Source organism: Photobacterium kishitanii, assembly GCF_003026355.1.
Classification (GTDB): domain Bacteria; phylum Pseudomonadota; class Gammaproteobacteria; order Enterobacterales; family Vibrionaceae; genus Photobacterium; species Photobacterium kishitanii.
On record NZ_PYON01000005.1, the window covers coordinates 25,770 to 45,864 of the forward strand.

18 protein-coding genes are annotated in these 20,095 nt (G+C 38.6%); 15 read left to right on the plus strand and 3 right to left on the minus strand.

Annotation, left to right across the window (positions count from 1 at the left end; translation table 11 throughout):
• Positions 1-35 precede the first annotated feature (35 nt).
• The 8 genes from C0W29_RS07360 (at position 36) to C0W29_RS07395 (ending at position 8,895) form a co-directional block, all read left to right on the plus strand.
• The gene (locus C0W29_RS07360) at positions 36-1,034 is read left to right on the plus strand and encodes an ABC transporter substrate-binding protein (protein WP_045045172.1); all 999 of its coding nucleotides are present in this window, start codon (positions 36-38) and stop codon (positions 1,032-1,034) included.
• Between the two features lie 17 nt (positions 1,035-1,051).
• Positions 1,052-1,948 carry an ABC transporter permease gene (locus C0W29_RS07365; RefSeq protein ID WP_107174039.1) on the plus strand — a complete coding sequence of 299 codons (897 nt, stop codon included), beginning with the start codon at positions 1,052-1,054 and terminating at the stop codon, positions 1,946-1,948.
• Positions 1,945-3,156, plus strand: a complete 1,212-nt coding sequence (locus C0W29_RS07370) for a quaternary amine ABC transporter ATP-binding protein (protein WP_045045171.1) — start codon at positions 1,945-1,947, stop codon at positions 3,154-3,156. The genes C0W29_RS07365 and C0W29_RS07370 overlap by 4 nt, the downstream gene beginning before the upstream one ends.
• Positions 3,157-3,324: 168 nt before the next feature.
• Positions 3,325-4,323 carry a glycine betaine ABC transporter substrate-binding protein gene (locus tag C0W29_RS07375; protein WP_045045170.1) on the plus strand — a complete coding sequence of 333 codons (999 nt, stop codon included), beginning with the start codon at positions 3,325-3,327 and terminating at the stop codon, positions 4,321-4,323.
• A 348-nt stretch (positions 4,324-4,671) separates the two neighbouring features.
• Entirely contained in the window at positions 4,672-5,400 is a 729-nt protein-coding gene (locus C0W29_RS07380) for a response regulator (protein WP_045042432.1), read from the plus strand.
• A gap of 77 nt (positions 5,401-5,477) precedes the next feature.
• Complete coding sequence (locus C0W29_RS07385) at positions 5,478-6,929, plus strand: ATP-binding protein (RefSeq protein WP_045045169.1); 1,452 nt, start codon at positions 5,478-5,480, stop codon at positions 6,927-6,929.
• A gap of 13 nt (positions 6,930-6,942) precedes the next feature.
• Entirely contained in the window at positions 6,943-8,199 is a 1,257-nt protein-coding gene (locus tag C0W29_RS07390; protein ID WP_045045168.1) for an ABC transporter substrate-binding protein, read from the plus strand.
• Between the two features lie 33 nt (positions 8,200-8,232).
• Positions 8,233-8,895: an alpha/beta hydrolase gene (locus C0W29_RS07395; RefSeq protein ID WP_045045180.1), complete on the plus strand. Its 663-nt coding sequence runs from the start codon at positions 8,233-8,235 to the stop codon at positions 8,893-8,895.
• Positions 8,896-8,969: 74 nt separating this feature from the next.
• Here the strand turns inward: C0W29_RS07395 and C0W29_RS07400 are convergent, their stop codons facing one another.
• Positions 8,970-10,337, minus strand: coding sequence for an MATE family efflux transporter (locus tag C0W29_RS07400; protein WP_052671660.1), 1,368 nt, complete (start codon positions 10,335-10,337; stop codon positions 8,970-8,972).
• A 92-nt stretch (positions 10,338-10,429) separates the two neighbouring features.
• On the opposite strand from C0W29_RS07400, the gene C0W29_RS07405 reads away from it, so the two are divergent.
• The 5 genes from C0W29_RS07405 to C0W29_RS07425 all read left to right on the plus strand — a co-directional run bounded on the left by C0W29_RS07405 (position 10,430) and on the right by C0W29_RS07425 (position 15,120).
• The gene (locus tag C0W29_RS07405) at positions 10,430-11,314 is read left to right on the plus strand and encodes a LysR family transcriptional regulator (RefSeq protein WP_036791153.1); all 885 of its coding nucleotides are present in this window, start codon (positions 10,430-10,432) and stop codon (positions 11,312-11,314) included.
• Positions 11,315-11,346: 32 nt separating this feature from the next.
• A complete protein-coding gene (locus C0W29_RS07410; protein WP_045045167.1) occupies positions 11,347-13,260 on the plus strand; it encodes a metallophosphoesterase family protein in 1,914 nt (637 codons plus the stop codon).
• 110 nt (positions 13,261-13,370) lie between these two features.
• Positions 13,371-13,703, plus strand: a complete 333-nt coding sequence (locus C0W29_RS07415; RefSeq protein ID WP_045042434.1) for a hypothetical protein — start codon at positions 13,371-13,373, stop codon at positions 13,701-13,703.
• A gap of 316 nt (positions 13,704-14,019) precedes the next feature.
• Positions 14,020-14,586, plus strand: a complete 567-nt coding sequence (locus C0W29_RS07420) for a hypothetical protein (RefSeq protein ID WP_045042435.1) — start codon at positions 14,020-14,022, stop codon at positions 14,584-14,586.
• Positions 14,587-14,679: 93 nt separating this feature from the next.
• Complete coding sequence (locus C0W29_RS07425) at positions 14,680-15,120, plus strand: copper resistance protein NlpE (protein ID WP_045045166.1); 441 nt, start codon at positions 14,680-14,682, stop codon at positions 15,118-15,120.
• Positions 15,121-15,223: 103 nt separating this feature from the next.
• On the opposite strand, the gene C0W29_RS07430 is transcribed toward C0W29_RS07425, so the two are convergent.
• Positions 15,224-16,129 (minus strand): LysR family transcriptional regulator, encoded by a 906-nt coding sequence (locus tag C0W29_RS07430; RefSeq protein WP_036791141.1) that lies wholly within the window; start codon positions 16,127-16,129, stop codon positions 15,224-15,226.
• Between the two features lie 175 nt (positions 16,130-16,304).
• On the opposite strand from C0W29_RS07430, the gene C0W29_RS07435 reads away from it, so the two are divergent.
• Positions 16,305-17,561 (plus strand): adenylosuccinate synthase, encoded by a 1,257-nt coding sequence (locus tag C0W29_RS07435; protein WP_045042436.1) that lies wholly within the window; start codon positions 16,305-16,307, stop codon positions 17,559-17,561.
• A 99-nt stretch (positions 17,562-17,660) separates the two neighbouring features.
• Here the strand turns inward: C0W29_RS07435 and pepT are convergent, their stop codons facing one another.
• Positions 17,661-18,902 carry a peptidase T gene (gene pepT, locus C0W29_RS07440; protein ID WP_045045165.1) on the minus strand — a complete coding sequence of 414 codons (1,242 nt, stop codon included), beginning with the start codon at positions 18,900-18,902 and terminating at the stop codon, positions 17,661-17,663.
• Positions 18,903-19,252: 350 nt separating this feature from the next.
• Here pepT and trmY point away from each other — a divergent pair, with 350 nt between their 5' ends.
• On the plus strand, positions 19,253-19,849 hold the full coding sequence (trmY, locus tag C0W29_RS07445) for a tRNA (pseudouridine(54)-N(1))-methyltransferase TrmY (RefSeq protein ID WP_045042438.1): 597 nt from the start codon (positions 19,253-19,255) through the stop codon (positions 19,847-19,849).
• The last annotated feature ends 246 nt before the right edge of the window (positions 19,850-20,095 follow it).

Here is a 20,095-nt window from a genome sequence, read left to right on the forward strand (position 1 = left end):
ATGTTTAGTGGTAGATAAATAAAGGGAAGTTATTTATGCGTAAATTAGCTCTAGCATCTTTATTCATGGCAAGTTTTTCAACACAAATTAATGCTGAGGAATGTGGCAAAGTTACTATTGCAGATATGAATTGGAATTCAGCAACTTTAATTGCCAATGTTGACAGCTTTATTCTACAGCATGGTTATGGTTGTGATACTGAATTAGTGCCGGGAGACACCATGCCGACAGGTACATCAATGATTGAAAAAGGTGAACCTGATATTGCGCCTGAAATGTGGAGTAATTCATTAAAGAGTGCACTCGATCGTGGTGTAAAAGAAGGGCGATTAAAATTTGCCGGGCCGACATTTTCTGATGGTGGAGAAGAGGGGTTTTGGGTGCCTGAATATATGGTAGAAAAAACGCCTGAATTAGCGACCATTGCAGGCATAAAAAAGAATGCCAAACTATTTACCCACCCAGAGGATCCTGATCAATCTGCATTTTATGGTTGTCCTGCGGGTTGGAACTGTCAGATATCATCAGGCAATTTATTTAAAGCACTTGATTTAGCTAAAGCTGGATTTGATTTGATTGATCCAGGCTCTGGTGCTGGCTTATCGGGGTCAATTGCAAAAGCTTATGAACGTAAACAACCATGGTTTGGTTATTACTGGGCACCAACAGCAGTACTTGGTAAATATAAAATGGTTAAAGTTGATTTCGGTTCTGGTGTAGATGCGAAATACTTCTCATCGTGTATTACTAATCCTGAATGTACCGATCCTAAAGTAACCATGTATCCGCCATCAGCGGTTGATACTGTTATTACCACTTCATTTGCTGATCGTTCAAGTGATGCCGTGAAATATTTATCAGCACGCTCATTTACCAATAGTGAAATGAATGGGTTATTAGCATGGATGGAAGATAATCAAGCTGATGGTGAAGCCGTGATGGTTGAGTTTTTGACTAATCATGAAGCTATCTGGACGGCATGGGTATCAACAGACGTCGCTAAGAAAGTTAAAGGCGCATTAAAAGATTTATAAGTAAATGGATGATACTTATGTCAAATGATTCATGGTTAACAGAATTTCCTCAACTTGAACGAGCACAGTTAGTTGAAATTAGGAAAACATTAGATGGTAGCTATCGTGCATTCTCTCGAGAATATGGCGATACCATTGAGAGCTTCTTTGATCCGCTACTGGCTTTTTTAATTTGGTTTGAAAAACTGTTGCTGGCAACGCCATGGTGGCTAGTTATCGCTGTGTTAACGGGAATCGCTTATGTTGCTAGTCGTTCTTGGAAATTATCACTCGGCGTTGTGATTTCCTTTGTGCTGATTGGTGTTTTTGGCATGTGGGATAATACTATGCGAACCATGAGTATTATTTTAGTCTCGACATTGGTCGCAATCGCGATAGGTATACCGACAGGCATTGCGATGGCGAGATCGGATCGAATTCAACGTATTGTGACGCCAATGCTTGATGTCATGCAAACAATGCCTGCATTTGTCTATCTGATCCCGGTGGTGATGTTACTTGGAATAGGTAAAATCCCTGGTGTGATAGCTGTTGTTATTTATGCAGTTCCTCCTGTTATTCGTTTAACCAATTTAGGTATTCGATTAGTAGACGAAGAAGTATTAGAAGCTGCTACAGCTTACGGTGCGAGTCCGATGCAACGATTATTCGGCGTACAAATACCGTTAGCGATGCCCAATATAATGGCGGGTATTAATCAGACCATTATGATGGCGTTGGCGATGGTCGTTATTGCATCGATGATTGGCGTTAAAGGTTTAGGGCAACCAGTACTTAAATCAATTACTAATCAATATTTCACCTTAGGGTTGCTAAACGGATTAGCAATTGTGGCATTAGCCATTATTTTTGACCGTATCTCTCAAAGCTATGCTCAGCGGAGTCAGCAACATTTAGGAGGGACGCCTAAATGAGTTATAAACAAAGCAGTACTCCACTTATTCAAGTTAAAAATTTGTATAAGATCTTTGGTCCTAAAGATAAGCAAGTGCTCACCAAAGTAAAAGCCGGGGAGTCTAAAGATGCTATTTTGGCTGAAACCGGTCATACCGTAGGGTTAAGTGACATTAATTTGAATATTTATCCCGGTGAGATTTTTGTCATTATGGGTCTATCAGGATCGGGAAAATCAACATTAATACGTCATTTTAATCGGTTAATTGAACCAACCGAAGGCAGTATTATTATTGAAAATACGGATGTGATGACCTTAAATGCTAAGCAACTGCAAGATTTTCGACGTCATAAAATGTCGATGGTTTTTCAACGGTTTGGTTTAATGCCTCATCGAACGGTATTACAGAATGTTGGCTATGGTTTATCTGTTCAAGGGGCGAAAACGGCACAGTGGCAACAACAAGCACAGCAATGGTTAACCACGGTTGGGCTTGCGGGGTATGAGCAAAGTTATCCAGCCAATTTATCTGGCGGTCAACAACAACGGGTTGGACTTGCGCGTGCGTTATGTACTAATGCCGAAGTATTATTGATGGATGAGGCTTTTTCGGCATTAGATCCACTCATTCGTAGTGAGATGCAAGATCAGTTAATTGAATTACAAGAAAAACTACATAAAACAATTATTTTTATTACGCATGATCTTGATGAGGCATTACGGTTAGGGGATCGTATTGCTATTTTACGAGATGGTAAATTGGTGCAACAAGGTAAACCCGTCGATATTTTATTACACCCTGCTGATGATTATGTCGAAGCATTTGTTAAAGATGTTAATCGTGCTCGTGCATTAACGGTTGCAACAGTAATGAAGCCACAAGGTGTAAGAATTTCAGCAGAAACTATAGGTGAAGCTGTAACAGAAATGCGTAATGCGAAAGATGATTATGGGTATTTTATTGATGAAGAAGGTTATCAAGGCGTGATTACGCAAGAAACCTTAGAGCTTGTAAAGGAATCTGATTATAGCAAAGCCATTGATCAATCGATGTTAGAAACCGTACCTGCAATAACAACGGATGCATTACTGGAAACAGTGATCCCTGAGACACTAGATAACGAACATCCATTACCTGTTATTAATGAGGAAGGAGATGTTACGGGACGATTATCGCGTTCAACATTAGCGGAAGCATTAAGCGATCAAGCTACTCCGCGAGAATAATGTAACTTTTGTAAAGTTTTTGTTGCATTGTAAAAGCCCAACACTCTTGACGTTATTGTTAAGGGTGTTTTTTATATTTGGCGGTTTCTTTTTTGGTGTTTGATATTGAGGTTGTTTAGAATGGTAGTAATAAATTGCATTTAAGCAGTGATAGATGGGAGAGTATTGATGCTCAAGCAACTGACAGTATTCATGGTATTGTTTGCGATAACGTTTAATGTACATGCGACAGAATGTGGCAAGGTAACTATTGCAGATATGAATTGGGATTCAGCTACTTTTGTCGCTAATGTCGATAGTTTTATTTTACAGCATGGATTTGGGTGTGAGACAGAGCTAGTGCCGAGCGAAACGATCCTTGCTGCGAAATCTATTCTAATCCAAGGTAAGCCTGACATTATTCCTGAAATGTGGCGCAATGCATTGAAAGGGGGATTGGAGCACGGCATTGAAAAAGATAAAATTAAGTTTGTCGGTAAAGTATTGCATGAAGGTGGCTTAGAGGGGTTTTGGGTACCGGCTTATATGGTAGAAAAAGAGCCATCATTAGCGACTATTGCTGGAGTTAAGCAGCACAGTTATTTATTTAAACGTTCAGATTTTGGCAATAAACAACCTTTTTTTAGCTGTGCACCTGATTGGCGTTGTCAAAATGCAGTGACGAATTTGTTTAATGCCCTCGATCTTAAGCAAGCCGGTTTTGAGTTAACACCGACAGATGCCGTAACTGGATTATCAGGATCCATTGCTCATGCTTATGCAAAAAAGTTACCTTGGATTGGTTACTATTGGTCACCAACGGCAGTATTAGGTAATTATAAAATGGTACGAGTTGACTTTAATTCAGGCGTTGATCGTGAACATTTTAGAGAATGTATTGAAAAACCTAACTGTAAAAATCCTCAAATAACGATGTTCCCCCCTCGCGCTGTCGATACGATTGTTACCCTTAAATTTGCTCAGCGAGCGCCTGAGATTACCGCATACTTGTCAGCTCGTCGTTTTTCAAATCAAGATATGAATAACTTAATGGCATGGAAGGTAAATAATAATGCTGATGGCGAGCAAGTTATGGCGGAATTCCTTAACCAATATGAAGCAATATGGGCCCAATGGGTATCACCAGAAGTTGTTGCTAAGGTAAAGGGAGCGCTTGCTGATTTATAATCATAGTTGCACTTTAAGTGATATTAAAATGCCATATCTAGATGTTATGCTGAATATTACTCAATTTTATACTACTGATTTTCTATAATTAATAGTGTAATTTGTTAGTAAGGTAACGGTTTTATCATCAAAACGACGTCATTTACTGACTTTTATGATAGTTGATGGTCAAATGTAGTGTTGCAACAAAAGATAAGCCATATAAAGATTTGCTTAATGTAGTAAAGGTATACATCACAACATTCAAATTGTGGCAGTTAATGATGTAATAATGAGCATTATAATCAAATCACAAACGGTTATGGTTAAAAATAATAATAAAATATGTATCAGTGAAGGATGAGTAAAATGGGGGCAATTAAGACGGTACTCGTTGTTGATGATGACCAAGAAATCCGTGAATTACTGGATGAGTATTTAACAAAAAACGGTTTTGAGGTGATTACTGCTGCGGAAGGTGAAGAGATGAAACGGCGTTTAGCGGCCGGTTATCCTGATTTGATCTTATTAGATGTTATGATGCCAGGTGATGATGGTTTTACCTTGTGTCAGTATATTCGTAAAAGTTCGAATGTACCTATCATTATGCTCACTGCGGTCTCTGACGAAATGGATCAGATCATTGGCCTTGAAATTGGTGCTGATGATTATATCGCTAAGCCGTTCAGTCCTCGCCAATTATTAGCACGAATTAAAGCCTTATTAAGACGAATAAAGCCAATGGAAAGTCAACCATTATCAACTGAAGCTAAATTTATTCGTTTTTCTAATTGGCGACTTGATACTACCACTCATTGCTTATTTGATCTCGATACCAAGCAAGATTTTGAACTGACGGGTGGTGATTACTCATTATTGATGCTGTTTTTATCTCGTCCACAAGAGATATTAGATCGTGACACGATTTCTTATGCGACCAGAGGCCGTGACACCTTACCTTCAGAGCGTGGAATTGATGTTGCTTTAAGCCGCTTACGACATCGATTAGGTGATAAAGGACGTACTCAACGTTTAATTAAAACCAGTCGTGGTAATGGTTATATCTTTACTGCTGATGTCGTTTACGAAGACGCATAACATAATAATAATAGCGTTGGATAAAGTGTGATTGCTGGTATGAGGATCACACTTTTTTACTATATGGATAATGGTCAATGAATTGGAAAGTGTTGTACCCGAAATCATTAGTTTCGAGAACATTGTGGTTAACATTATTAGCCGTATTTTTGGCACAAGTTATTGCAACTGCGATTTGGTATAGCCAATCGAAACAGCGAGACTTAGATGGATTGCAATCTACTTCAGCGAGTATGGCAACCATGTTTGCATCCACGGTGACTTTTTTCCAATCATTACCGATGCAATATCGCCATATCGTATTAGATCAATTACGTAATATGGGCGGGACTCGCTTTTTTGTTTCTTTTAATGATGAAGAGATTCATATTAAGCCGATTGCTAATTCAGAACAAAAACAGATGGCTGTTTCGGTGTTTGAAAAAGTGTTGCACCAAAAATTGCCGCGTTTGCCGACGATAAAAGTTGAATTCTCTCGTCCTGAAACACTACATGTGCTTAAAAATGATATTTTATTAAGCGACCTACCACGATCGTGGGTTCATAATACTTTAAGTTTAGAACCATTAAACCCGCCTATATTAGTGGTTCAAATTGAATTAGAAAAAGATCAATGGCTGTATATTGCCGCATTATTACCAGCACCTTATATGAACTTAAAAGATGAAGTGATCACCCGTCAACAAATTTTGTTTTTGGTCTTTATTACCAGTTTGTTGTTGATGTTTACTTATATCATGGTGCGCCGTCAAATAAAGCCGTTAAAGCAGTTGGCTGATGCAGCCAATGCCTTAAGCCTCGATATTTATCAACCACCACTGAAGGAAGAAGGGGCGACGGAGTTGGTGATGGCCACTCAAGCATTTAATCGCATGCAACTGCGGTTACGACGTTATATTGAGGATAGAGAGCAGCTATTTTCGTCTATTTCTCATGATCTTAAAACACCTATTACCCGGTTACGGTTACGGGTTGAGTTAATTGATGATGATAAGAAAATTGATAAATTTAATCATGATCTTGATGAATTAGAGATGATGGTTAAAGGGGCATTGCAGTGTGTGAAAGATACAGATTTACATGAAAATATTGTTCCAATTGATTTGAATTTATTATTGGCAAGTATTGCTGAACGCCATAATCATCATGATACCAAAGTGGTTTTACCGATATTAACTATCGCTCCGATGATGGGGAAAGAATTAGGCCTAAAACGTTGTCTCAGTAATTTAATTGATAATGGGGTTAAGTATGGCGACAAAGTCACTGTGGCGGTAGTAGACAAACCAGATAAAATTATTATGACGATCACCGATCAAGGTAAAGGTATTCCTGAATCGTCATTATCAGCAGTGTTTGAACCTTATTTTCGTTTAGCAACCGATGCCGAAGGCCATGGTTTAGGGATGGGAATTGCGCGTAATATTATTCATGCCCATGGTGGTAAATTAGTGATTAAAAATGGTTTAACACAAGGGTTGATTGTTGTGGTTGTATTACCACGAGTATTGCCGGTAGCACTGGCTTAAAGAAAGAGAAAACATGAAACTAAAAAATATTATGTTGGCATCGGTCTTAGCGTGGCTACCTGCGACATCAGCAATGGCCGCAGGACAAGTTGAGGTGTTGCACTGGTGGACATCAAGTGGTGAAGCAAAATCAGCCAAAGTGCTTAAACAGATGATGGAGCAGCAAAGCCATAGTTGGAAAGATTTTGCTGTTGCTGGTGGTGGTGGTGAAAGTGCAATGACGGTGTTAAAAATGCGCGCAGTATCTGGTAACCCACCCACAGCAGCCCAACTTAAAGGGCATGATATTCAAGAGTGGGGGCGACTAGGCTTTCTCACATCGCTTGATGATGTTGCTCAACAAGAGCACTGGGATAAAGTATTGCCTCCCGTTGTGGCTAACATTATGAAATATAATAATCATTATGTGGCTGTGCCTATTAACGTACATCGGGTTAATTGGTTATGGATTAATCCTAAAGTGTTTCAAGCTGCCGATGCAAAAGTCCCCACAACTCTAGCTGATTTTTTTATCGCGGCAGATAAAATTAAAGCTGCAGGATTTATTGCTTTAGCGCATGGCGGTCAGCCTTGGCAAGATACGACCTTGTTTGAAAGCATAGCATTAGCAGTATTAGGCTCTGCTGATTACCGTAAAGCATTTGTTGATCTTGATATGGCAATTATCAATAGCAATAAAATGGTAGAGGTATTTAAGCAGTTTAAACGGATGAAAGCCTATATAGATCCACAGGCGAAAGGACGCCATTGGAACTCTGCTACAGAAATGGTGATTGATGGCCAAGCTGCAATGCAGTTTATGGGGGATTGGGCTAAAGGTGAATTTGCCCAAGCTGGAGAGTTGCCAGGTAAAGATTATTTATGTGTACCAGCGCCTGGTACTCAACATCAGTTTACGTTTAATATCGATAGCTTGGCGTTTTTTAAATTAAAAGGTACTGAAGCTGATAATATTGCGCAGCATGACTTGGCACAAACATTATTAATGCCGTCCTTTCAGCGGGTATTCAATTTAAATAAAGGCTCGATTCCAGTTCGATTAGATATGGATATGTCGGCATTTGATCAGTGTGCGTTAGATTCGATGACAGCGTTTAAGCAAGCTTCATTATCAGGTGATTTAGTGCCAAGTTTTTCACAAAACTTAGCCACAACAGCTGATGTTCAATCAGCTATTGTCGATGTGGTGAGTGAATTTTTTAATCAGACAGATCCGAATCCAACATTAGCCCCTTCTCGACTTGCGCGGGCAATAAAATCAGCGATATAGTGAATAAGGTTTATAAAGGATAAAAATATGAATATAACCTATTTACCTTGTGTTGAAGTAGAGCCAACCGTTAGTGCGACAGCGAGTGTTATTTGGCTACATGGTTTAGGCTCTAACGGCCATGATTTTGAAGCAATACTGCCACAATTACAGTTGCCGACCGACATGCCGGTACGATTTATTTTCCCTCATGCGGCTTCTATTCCCGTCACTATTAATGGCGGTGCTGTGATGCCGGCATGGTACGATATTATTTCATTGGATGTGGCACGTAAGCTTAATGTCGATCAACTGATGCACTCGGCTCAACGTGTGATTGATCTTGTTGAACGTGAAATCAATCGTGGCATTGCATCAGAGCGGATCATTTTGGCAGGATTTTCCCAAGGTGGGGCTGTGGTCTATCATGCCGCTTTGTGTTATTCAAAACCATTAGCGGGTCTACTTGCGTTATCAACCTACTTTCCAACGGCAAATATTATTCAGTACAGCGATGCCAACCGTGACATTGATATTGAGATCATGCATGGTAGTTATGATCCTGTGGTTGTGCCTAAATTGGGTGAAATGGCTCGTGATGATTTGATTGCAGCGGGTTATCACCCTCAATGGCGGACGTACCCGATGGAACATCATGTATGTATGCCACAAATTAAAGATATTGCTGCCTGGATAAAATCACAGCTTAGTCTGTAAAATAGGCATATATAAAAATAACTGCGGATAATATCATTATTATCCGCAGTATTGTTTATCGTTCAAAGAATAGATTACACCGCAGGTTGCGGTATTGATGGTGCAATTTTATTACGCTGTTGTAAGTCACTCCACACCATTGGTAGCACAATAAAGCTTAACAATATTGTTGATAATGGCATCGATAGCCATACACCATTGACACCTAACCACTGCGGTAAGAAATATAAAAATGGCAACTGTACTAACATGTTGCTTACTGAAATAGCTAAGGCTTTACCTGCTTTATCAACTGACATGAAATACACGGTTGCGAGGACAATTAAGCCATCTAAAAACATCGCAAATAAGTGTAGTTTAATACCAGCAATTGCTTCTGAGGTGAGAGCAGCATTACCACTGTTAAATAACCCAATTAATGCACGAGGGAAACTATACAATAATGCAAACCACGTAATACCCGCAATAATTGTCACCTTAATTGCTAAATAGGTTGTTTTACTAATATTTTGCGGTTTTTTAGCCCCATAGTAATAACTAACAGGTGGCTGCATACCTTCTGCGATACCTTCGGCAACGAGATAATATAACGTCATCATATAACCAACAATCGCAAATGCACCAACCGTAAGTTCGGTACCATATTGCATAAATTGGTAATTATGCAAAGCGACGACAAAGCTGGCATAGAGATACATGATTAATACTGATGAGCCAAGGCTGACAATTTTCCAGCAGTGGTTGAATCGAATATTTTTCATTGTTAAATGGATGCGGAGTGGAGAATATGAAGAACAAAAATAGATGATCCCGCCAATAACAGTGACAGCTTGTGCAATGATGGTCGCAATGGCCGCACCTTGTAATTGCCATTTAAAAATACCAATGAACAGATAATCCAGTGCAATATTGGTTAATGCGCCTGCAATTAATAAACCTGTGGCTATTTTGGGGCTGTCATCATTACGAATCAGCATCGGGATTGCACCGGCAAAAATGGTAATAAATGCCGCCCAACCAAAACTTTGAACATATTGGAGTGCTAATGCTTTTATCGTGTGATTTGCACCTTGAATGGTTAACAATGTTTCACCAAAATGAACAAATAACACTAATGCAATTACACTGACTGCGGCAATTAATAGTACCGCGTGATCTAATGCTCGTTGTGCATGCTGTGGATTATTTTCTCCTCGAGCAATTGAAATCAGCGTACCGCCGCCAATACCAATCATCAAACCTAAGCCTGATAATAAATAGGTAATTGGCCACGCCATATTAATGGCTGCTAATCCTTGATAACCAACATAATGCCCAACAAAAATGCCATCAACAATTTGATATAGTCCCGTTACGAGCATCGCCGCAATAGATGGAATCGCATAACGCCAAAAATTTTGGCTAATGGTGAGCGTTGGCGGTGGTGAGTGAGTGAATTGCATAAGGTGCCTCATTGTCTTAGTCACAGTATTATCCTTGTTTATTAGATTGTTCAAAGATAATATCTATCTTATTTTCGGATGGTTTGAGCGTGATGGATTGGACATTAGATCAACTTAATGCATTTGTTATATCAGTAGAACAAGGCTCTTTTTCAGGCGCAGCTCGACGAATAGGTAAGGCACAATCACGTATAAGTACCGCAATCAGCAATCTTGAAGCGGATTTAGGCTTTGATTTGTTTGATCGCAGCGCGCGTCTACCTGTGCTTACTCTTGCGGGAGAACAAATGTATGAAGAAGCTAAAATCGTTTTAGCGCAATGTGATCGGTTGCAATCTCGTGCATTGACCTTAACTAAGGGTGAGGAGGTATCGCTTACTATTGCAATGGATGAAGCCACTCCAACAACAGTATTTGAAGAATTTTTTGAACGTGTAGCAGCCACCTTTCCACTGTTGAAGTTAACCATTATTAGTGGCTCAAAAGATGATATTGCAAGTCAAGTTAATGATTTAACAGCTGATTTGGGGATTTTGTTTTTTAGTAAGACCTTACCAAGTAGTCTAGAGTTTACACCTATTTGTGAGTTTAATTCATCGCTTATTGTTGCTAAAAACCACCCGTTAGCAAAAATATCTGCTCCAACGATGCAGCAGCTGAGTCAATATCGACAATTATTGATTTGTGATCGTATGGGTTACTACCACACTGATGCTCTTTCAGCTAACTATTGGCATATCGATAGTTATTATTCGATCACGGCGTTTGTCTTGAGAAATATGGGGTGGGCATTTGTACCTGACCATGTGTTTAATTATTCAATATTTAAAGATGGGGTAGTGAGACTATCAATAGAAAATATTCCAACCTCACCTTGGATTGACATGGGATTAGTAAAGCGACGCGATCAAGGTAATGGTCCAGTACTGCGTTGGATGTATCAAGAACTTAAGACCATGTTTGCCCAACATAATTAACAGCTTATTATTTGTATATGGTAGCAAAAGTAATGGAAAATATCGTAGCTAGAGATCCTTTACCATTGATTGTGGCTGGACCTATTTTACGTAAAGTAACCGCTCAAGAATTAACACTATGGTTAGTCACGACACGTAAGTTTGAGGCTGATTTTAGTGTGTTTATGGCTGCAGAAGATACGCCTTTTTATAAGGCTACATTTAATACGGCCGAGCAAATTCAAATCGGTAAACATGCATGGGTTGTACTTGCACGTTTTATGGGAGACTTTCCACAAGATACCCCTCTTGAATATCAGATAATGACAGCTGAAGGTTCACTAACCGAATTAATGCCAGATTTATTGTATGACAATGAATCTCGTTTGAGTGTCGTTATTCAGAAGCGCGCTGATTATGTATTGCATGGCTCATGCCGTAACCCCCATTATCCTAGTAAAGATAGTTTGGTTGCTGCTGATAATAAAGTAAATGGATTAGCATCGTGTGAACGTCCAAGTTTATTAATGATGAGCGGTGATCAAATTTATGCGGATCATGTTGCTGGGCCAATGTTGGATGCTATTGAACAAATATCATTATTGTTAGGTTTACCTGATGAGACTTTTGAAGAGGCGAAAATTGTTGATACCACGGCCTTGTATCAACATCCTCAAAATATTTATGGGCGCGATAAATTATTACCCCATTATGTTAATGATGAAAGCTGGTGGCGACGTTGCTTACCTAAAACAACAACACCTATTTTTAGTTCGCGTGAATGTGAAAACCATTTAATTAGCTTTAGTGAATTCTTTGCAATGTATTTATTGGTGTGGTCTCCGGCGCTATGGCCGTTTGTTGATCGCAATCGTTTTGCGCGTAATGGTTACTGTAATGCCGGTGTTGCGGTATCACTTAAGTGGCAGCAAACATGGGATCATGAAGCGCCGATTATTGATGAATTTGTTGCAGGTCTTAGCCAGGTTCGTCGATTAATGGCTCATATTCCAACGTATATGATTTTTGATGATCATGATATTACAGACGATTTTCAATTAAATCGTCGTTGGGAGACAGCGGCTTACAATAATTTATTTTCACGTCGTATTATTGGTAATGCCTTGATTAGCTATTGGTTATGTCAGGGATGGGGGAATGCCCCTGAAAAATTTACCCAAGCATGTTTAGATTTAGCCCTGACATTTTTTAACCATCCGACGCCACAAGCACAAGATGCTTTAGCTGAGTATTTTTACAGATTTGAAGATTGGCATTATACGATTTCAACAATACCTAAGATGGTGGTGTTAGATACTCGTACTCGACGTTGGCGTTCAGAGTCTAATGCAAATCGCCCGTCAGGACTGATGGATTGGGAGGCATTAGTTGAATTACAACAAGAACTATTGCATGAATCAGCAGTAATTATTGTTTCTGCTGCGCCGATGTTTGGGGTTAAATTTATTGAAACTCTACAACGAATAATGACGCTATTAGGCCAACCATTAGTGGTAGATGCTGAGAATTGGATGGCACATCCAGGTTCTGCTAATACCTTGTTAAGTATTTTTACTCATACTAAAACGCCGACGACTTTTATTATTTTATCGGGTGATGTGCATTACTCATTTGCTTACGATATTACATTACGTAATTTGAAAGGGCAGTTTAAAATATTTCAAATAACTTGCAGTGGACTTAAAAACGAATTTCCGAATCGATTATTACGTTTTTGTGATTGGATGGATCGTTGTCTCTATAGCCCACATTCTCCTTTAAATTGGTTTACTAAGCGAAAACGTTTGCTGATTAAAAAGCGCGATCCAGATGTTGCTGGCCACCATCGATTAATTAATAAAAGTGCGATTGGTGAATTGTATCTTGATGAGCAGGGATCTCCCCGTGTTATTGATATATTAACCGCTGAAGGGGAAGTTATTCATTTTCCACCTAAAGTGTCTTGATGATAAAATTTCATTGATTTTACTTGTAAATGACAATTGTATCACTGTAGTATGTATGTGAATTTATTGTTAATTGTAAGTGCTATTCATTCGTTGTAAGTGAGGTTTGTATGCGTTTTTCACAGAAGGTAGGTTTAACCTTAGGCGCTTCTTTGCTTATCCTTACTATATTATTAATTATTGTTGCAGGACGAACTTATAAAACAGAAGCTGTAGTTGGAAGAGTAGTGAACGTTAATAGCGACACTTTTCAAAGTGAAGGTAAGTTTCATTTACAGGTTATGTCTGATCAAACAAATAGTATGATTAATATTGATATTCAAGATGGATTATATTGTCCTATTGGCTCTCAAGTGGTGTTTGTGCAAAAGAGTTGTATGTTATTTGGCGATGACGCCTATGAGTTCATTTCATGTGATTTTTCATATTTACCACCACATTAAATAGCCAATTATATTTACGTTAATTTTGTTTCAGATAGACGTTCTAAATAGCGTGACGTTTAACTTATTATAATAAGAAAAGATGTTACGTAATAAGTGATATTTTGTTTTTTGACTGCCAGTAATCGTTAATAAATATGAATGTTATTTCTCATATTTGTGGTTTTATTTTTATAAATAAAACAGATTTAATACCGCATAATGAAAAAAAATGACCTATTATTGACTTTGACATGACGTTAACTAGATATATTTTTCATGCTGATGGTAGATACTGTTAAGGTTATATTTTAATGTGAGTTTTACAGGAGTTGATATGAAGAAAAGTATTATTGCTATAGCGATCGCTGGTTTAGTGCTTGTTGGTTGTGATCAAGCAAGCCACGATTCAGCAAAAGAATCTGCGGCTTCGGTAAAAGCAACAGCGACCCAAGTAAAAGATGATGCTGTCACAACAACTGATTCAGCACTAGACTCAACGACTAAAGCTGTTGAAAGTTCTGCTGATGCTGTAAAAGATACCGCAGGTAAAGTAGCTGATAAAGCGAAAGAAGTTAAAAATAATGTAGTAGATACTTCAGCAACTGCAGTAGAAGATTCTAAGAAAGCCGTTTCTGATTCAGCTAATACTGTTGAAAATAAAGTATCTGAGTTAAAAGGTGATGCTGCAAATGCAACATCTGATGCTATTGATGCTTCTAAAGAGGCCGCTGCTGATACAAAAGATGCGATGAAAAATGCCGCTACTGATGCTGTCGACACGGCAACAGAAGTAAAAGATGCTGCTATGGATAAAACCAAAGCTGCGACAAGTGATGCTGCTGATATGATGGATAAATCTGTTGATTCAGCAGAAAAAAAAGTATCTGATTTAACTAATTAATCAATAATATAAATTAATAAAAGTATTGATACTTACACTAAGATGCCGAGCTATTATTGCTCGGTTATTCTTTTTTTCACAAGGAGTATTACGGTGAAAAAAAAATGTTTATTAGCTGTGATGGTCGTACTTGCACTTGCAGGTTGTGATCAAGCAAAAGATGGTGCGAGTGCGGCTGCTGCGAAACAAGCAGAAGCGCATAATGCACAAAACTCATTAGATTGGATGGGTGAATATACAGGCATTCAGCCTTGTGGTGATTGTTCTGGAATTGAAACGAGCTTAACCTTAAACAAAGACGGTACTTTTGTCTTAAATGAAACTTATCAAGGTAAAGATACTAAGCCGTTTGTTAATGAAGGTAAGTTTAAGTGGAATGACCGTGGTGATACCATTACGTTAAACCTTAGCAGTAATCAGTCAGTGAAGTATTTCGTTGGCGAACATCGTATTTTCCGGCTAGATCAAAAAGGCCAGCGTGTTACGGGTGATTTAGCGGATGCTTATACTCTTACGCAAAACGACGACAATTAATTTTTAAGAAAATGCCCTGAAGAGCCTCTTATTTATCAATAAGAGTTATCAGGGCATTTTTGCATCTGATGATTAACACTTATGTATTTTAGCCATTATCTCATTATTGTGAGCGTTGGATTTCATCATCGACCCAGCGTAATAATTGCTTTATAGCGCGTGATAACACCTGATTTTGACGCACAATATACCCAAGACTCGTGGTGGGGAAGTGCGGTAATGGTGTAATTGTGGTTTGTAGGTGTAGTTTCGAATGTAATGAAAAACTCGGTACAATAGCAACGCCAAATCCCGCTTCAGCCCAGTCTATTTGTGCATCAACACTGCCGACTTCCATAACATGATATTTGGCCAGCTGTAAGCTTGGTAAGGCTAAATCTATTAATTCGCGGGTACGGGTATCATGACCCAATAAAATCAATGTCGGCTCTTCTGCAGCAAGAGGTTGTGGTTCAATAACTGCGTTTGGATTATGAGATAATTGTTGCCAACGCTCTAAACCATTACCTAATGCACACCATTTAACCTGGCGTAGTTCCATAAAATGCAATGGCTGGCTTTCTTTTTGGGCGATCACAAAACCTAAATCAGCTTTGGCACTTTTTACGAGTTCAGTTGCTTGTGACGAGGTGGTATTAAAAAGTGATAAATCAATACCAGGATATTCTTTTTTAAACGCCTGAAATGGGCTGATAAGTAATAATCTCGAGATAATGTCACTTGCCGCAATAGTCAGCGTACCTTGGTTTAGTTCATTAATCGCATTAAGATCTGCTTGGCAAACTTGCAATTCCATTAAAGTGTTTTCAGCACTTTTAAGTAACCGCTCACCCGCTTGAGTTAACCGAAATGGATTTCTTTCGATTAATTTAACCCGTGTTGTTTGCTCTAGTTGTTTAATATGAAGACTAACATTAGGTTGCGTCATATGAAGCGCTGCGGCTGTTTTTCCAAAATGTTGGTGCTTAGAAAGTGCAACGAATGTATTAAGCCAATGCAAATCTACCATTTTTACCTTCTTATTTTGGTTCAGACGCTATTATTGATAGTAATATTACCAGAATAAACTCAATCACTAATGTACGCCATATAAGAGATTCTTATCAAGTTAATAACGATTATTAATTATTTTTATTGCGTCATTGATCATAGGATAGAGGTCTTGCTTTTGAGGAGTTTAAATTATGTCGTCTATTGTTGTTGTTGGTGCTAACTGGGGTGATGAAGGTAAAGGTCGTATTGTTGATTATTTAGCAGACCAAGCTTCAGCGAGTATTCGTTTCCAAGGTGGTAATAACGCAGGTCATACTGTTGTTAACGATTTTGGTACATTTAAACTACACCAATTACCAAGCGGCGTATTTAACCCTGATTGTATCGCTGTTTTAGGCCCTGGTATGGTTATCAGCCCAGAGAAATTAAGCCTAGAAATCGAAGAAGTAGCGACATCAGGTGTTGAAGTTAAACTTTGCATCTCTGATCGTGCAACACTATGTCTACCATTACACGCACTAGAAGACACCCTAGAAGAAGAACGTCTAGGTGCTGGTGCATACGGTTCAACTCGTCAAGGTATCGCACCTGCATATGGCGACCGTGTAATGAAGAAGGGTATTCTTGTTGGTTGGTTAAATCAGCCTGAAGTACTACTTGAGCGTATCCAATTTATGATGGATTGGAAATTGCCACAGCTTAAAGCGTTATACCCATCAATGGAGTTTACGCAAACTGCTGAAGAAATGACAGAGTGGCTACTTGAAGTGTCTCAACCTTGGCGTGACAGCATTTGTAACGTTACTGAGCCACTAAAAGCGTTACAAAAAGAAGACAAAACATTATTGTTTGAAGCACAGTTAGGTGCTGGTCGTGACTTAGTTTATGGTGAATACCCATGGACAACATCTTCTAACGTAACTGCAGCTTATGCAGGTATCGGTAGTGGTTTACCAGCACTTCACCCTGAGCGTGTTATTGCCGTTGCTAAATCATTCAGTTCTTCAGTTGGTACTGGTACTCTGATCACTGCAATGGAAGATCAAGATCAATTCCGTGAAGATGCTAAAGAGTTCGGTGCTACAACTGGTCGCCCACGTGATATGGGTTACTTTGATGCAGTAGCAACACGTAATGGCATTGAGCTACAAGCAGCGACAGAAATCGCATTAACTAAGATTGACTGCTTAAGCGGTATGAAAGATCTTAAAATCTGTGTTGCTTACAATGGTGATCACACTGAAAACCCAATTTGGCCTCAAACTGCATCATTAACAGCAGTCTATGAGCAAATGATGGGTTGGGAAGAAGACATTACGGGTTGTCGTAAGTTTGAAGAACTACCTGAAGGCGCACAACAATATGTACTTCGTATTGAAGAACTAATGGGTGTTCCTGTTAAGATGGTATCAGTAGGTCCTGAGCGTGACCAAATGATCCTACGTTAATCGTAGCGTAATCAAAAATTATAACGGGCGAGTTACTTAGTAACTCGCCCGTTTTTTATTTGTTTATTTATTAGAATGACACACCTTTAAACCCTCGCTTTATTTCCCATATTGCTCAGCAGTAATGCGAATTACATCGACCACTACATTACTTGCCGCTTGTAATGATGGCACTGGTAAATACTCATAAATAGAATGGAAGTTGTGCGCACCAGTAAAAATATTAGGGCAAGGTAAGCCTTTTTGGGACAATACTGCGCCATCATAACCACCACGCATTGGGGTTGTTTTCATTTTAATATGATTACGTGCATAGGCTTGTTTAGCTATTTCAATTGGAAAGCTGGCATCGCCTTGAAGGCTATTAGCAACATTTTGATAGCGATCTGCAAGGGTGATAGTAACAGCAGCATCGCCCCATAAGGCTTGGCAGTTTGTTGCTAATGTAGCCAGATACTTCATTCGTTGCTGGTAGCCTTGTTGAGTGAAATCTCGAACATCCATTTTCAAGACGGTTTTAGCACTATTACCGTTCAGATCTTTTACCCAATAATAACCTTCACGGCCATCAGTATATTCTGGGGCTTCTCCTGGCGGTAGCATCGCAATAAACTTGTGTGCCATCAGCAGTGAGTTTTTAAGTTTGCCTTTGGCTGACATTGGATGTGCTGATTGACCGATAAAAGTGATGACAACATCACCCGCGTTCCAATTTTCATCAACAAATTCACCAATGCCACAGCAATCTAGAGTGTAACCAAAATCAGCACCAAAAGAGTCAACATCAAAGGCTTTTGCACCGCGTAAGCCTTGCTCTTCATCTGGTAAAAATGCGACTTTAACATCGCCATGTTCAATATCAGGATTATCAATCAGAATCGTAAGTGCGTGTATAATCGCAGCGATAGCGGCTTTATCATCAGCCCCTAATAAACTAGTACCGTCCGTTACAATAATGTCTTGGTTCTGATATTGGCTAAGTTCTGGAAATTCAGCTTGTTTGAGAATGATATTTAATGTGGGATTAAGAACAATATCGCCACCAGTGTAATGAACAATTTGTGCATGGGTATCATTGTTCTGTTCAGCACTGGTATCTAAATGACCAAAGAAAGCGACGGTAGGAATGGCTCTGAGACTATTACTCGGTAGGGTTGCTGTAAGAATAGCACTGTCACGTAAGATGATATCGTGTAAGCCCAGTTGTGTTAACTCAGCGGCTAATATTTTAGCTAATTGCATCTGTCCTAACGATGAGGGCATTATTCCAGCTGCACCATTTTCACGGCTGGTGGTAGTATTAATTTTTGTGTAATTTATAAAGCGGTCAACAATATTCATTATATTCATCCTGAAGAAGACATTATTGATAATAGAAGCGACTCTTTGCTTGAATTGTCATCAGTATAAACGGATGGCAATAATAGAGTAGATAAATATGAGCTCTTATAATGAGATGGAAGATTCCATTATTTATTATTATTAATAAGGAAATTAACAAGTTGCTGATTATAATTTGTGATCTTGGCTGATATTATTTTTAATTATGACTAATAGATTCTTTTATCGATCACGGAGTTTATTTTTAGGGTTACATCAGTTGTAAAACCAAGGATAATAGTCAGCATCTATTGTTGATTTTCTGTAGTAGGCGATCAACGAGAACATTTTAAATTTCTAGGATATTGATTATGCGCGCTTTCGTATTACGAGCCCGTTCAGCCCCAACCGACAGTAAGTTGTTAATTGCGTCAGTTGGACAAGACGCTCACACTGAGATATTGGCTCACGTTTTAATGAATGCTATTTTTGTAGCGCAGTCGCATCGTGAAGATATTATGGTGCATTTAGTTCTTGAAAGTACGCAAGATTTCTCTCGCACTATTAGTTTTAGTTCTAATGATATTAGTAACTTATCGGGTTTTCATGAGCAAGCTTGGCTTGAAAAAATAGCCCATGCGTTAGATAAGTCTATTGGCATGAATAAAGAGCAGTTGCGTAATGTCGAGCCTGGTATTTGTGTTCGTACTATTAGCTTTGAAAAATTAGTTGGTGAATTAGCAGAAGATTACCAATTATATATGCTCGATAAAAAAGGTGATTTTATTCGAGATATAGAGTTGGCTGCCAACCCATGTTTTTTACTGACTGATCATATGCCGATGCCCAAGAAAAGTTTTAATAGCTTAAAACGTTTAGGCGCTGAAAAAATCAGTTTAGGGCCTAAGATGTTATTTGCATCGCAATGCATTGTATTAATACATAATGAATTGGATTTAACATTATAATTGTTTGGTATTTGTTAGTTTTTAACAAATAAATAAAAAGCCGTTAAGTGATAGTTGATATTCTAGCTGATTACTTAACGGCTTTTTTATACTTAAATTTAAGTGAATTATTATGCGGAAAGGTAGAGTTAAATGATTTTTTATGTGACTTTTGTGCGGTAAATATAACTATAAGTGGAAAATATCGCCATATAGTATATAATTAAGCGTCATTTTTTATGTACGATAAAGTCCTCTTTATTAGTG

Coding starts and splice junctions, on each gene's coding strand:
- C0W29_RS07390 (WP_045045168.1), top strand. CDS start 6,943: ATGAAACTAAAAAATATTATGTTGGCATCGGTCTTAGCGTGGCTACCT.
- C0W29_RS07400 (WP_052671660.1), bottom strand. CDS start 10,337: ATGCAATTCACTCACTCACCACCGCCAACGCTCACCATTAGCCAAAAT.
- C0W29_RS07430 (WP_036791141.1), bottom strand. CDS start 16,129: ATGGTAGATTTGCATTGGCTTAATACATTCGTTGCACTTTCTAAGCAC.
- C0W29_RS07415 (WP_045042434.1), top strand. CDS start 13,371: ATGCGTTTTTCACAGAAGGTAGGTTTAACCTTAGGCGCTTCTTTGCTT.
- C0W29_RS07385 (WP_045045169.1), top strand. CDS start 5,478: ATGAATTGGAAAGTGTTGTACCCGAAATCATTAGTTTCGAGAACATTG.
- C0W29_RS07365 (WP_107174039.1), top strand. CDS start 1,052: ATGTCAAATGATTCATGGTTAACAGAATTTCCTCAACTTGAACGAGCA.
- C0W29_RS07360 (WP_045045172.1), top strand. CDS start 36: ATGCGTAAATTAGCTCTAGCATCTTTATTCATGGCAAGTTTTTCAACA.
- C0W29_RS07410 (WP_045045167.1), top strand. CDS start 11,347: ATGGAAAATATCGTAGCTAGAGATCCTTTACCATTGATTGTGGCTGGA.
- C0W29_RS07405 (WP_036791153.1), top strand. CDS start 10,430: ATGGATTGGACATTAGATCAACTTAATGCATTTGTTATATCAGTAGAA.
- trmY (WP_045042438.1), top strand. CDS start 19,253: ATGCGCGCTTTCGTATTACGAGCCCGTTCAGCCCCAACCGACAGTAAG.
- C0W29_RS07380 (WP_045042432.1), top strand. CDS start 4,672: ATGGGGGCAATTAAGACGGTACTCGTTGTTGATGATGACCAAGAAATC.
- C0W29_RS07420 (WP_045042435.1), top strand. CDS start 14,020: ATGAAGAAAAGTATTATTGCTATAGCGATCGCTGGTTTAGTGCTTGTT.
- C0W29_RS07375 (WP_045045170.1), top strand. CDS start 3,325: ATGCTCAAGCAACTGACAGTATTCATGGTATTGTTTGCGATAACGTTT.
- pepT (WP_045045165.1), bottom strand. CDS start 18,902: ATGAATATTGTTGACCGCTTTATAAATTACACAAAAATTAATACTACC.
- C0W29_RS07435 (WP_045042436.1), top strand. CDS start 16,305: ATGTCGTCTATTGTTGTTGTTGGTGCTAACTGGGGTGATGAAGGTAAA.
- C0W29_RS07370 (WP_045045171.1), top strand. CDS start 1,945: ATGAGTTATAAACAAAGCAGTACTCCACTTATTCAAGTTAAAAATTTG.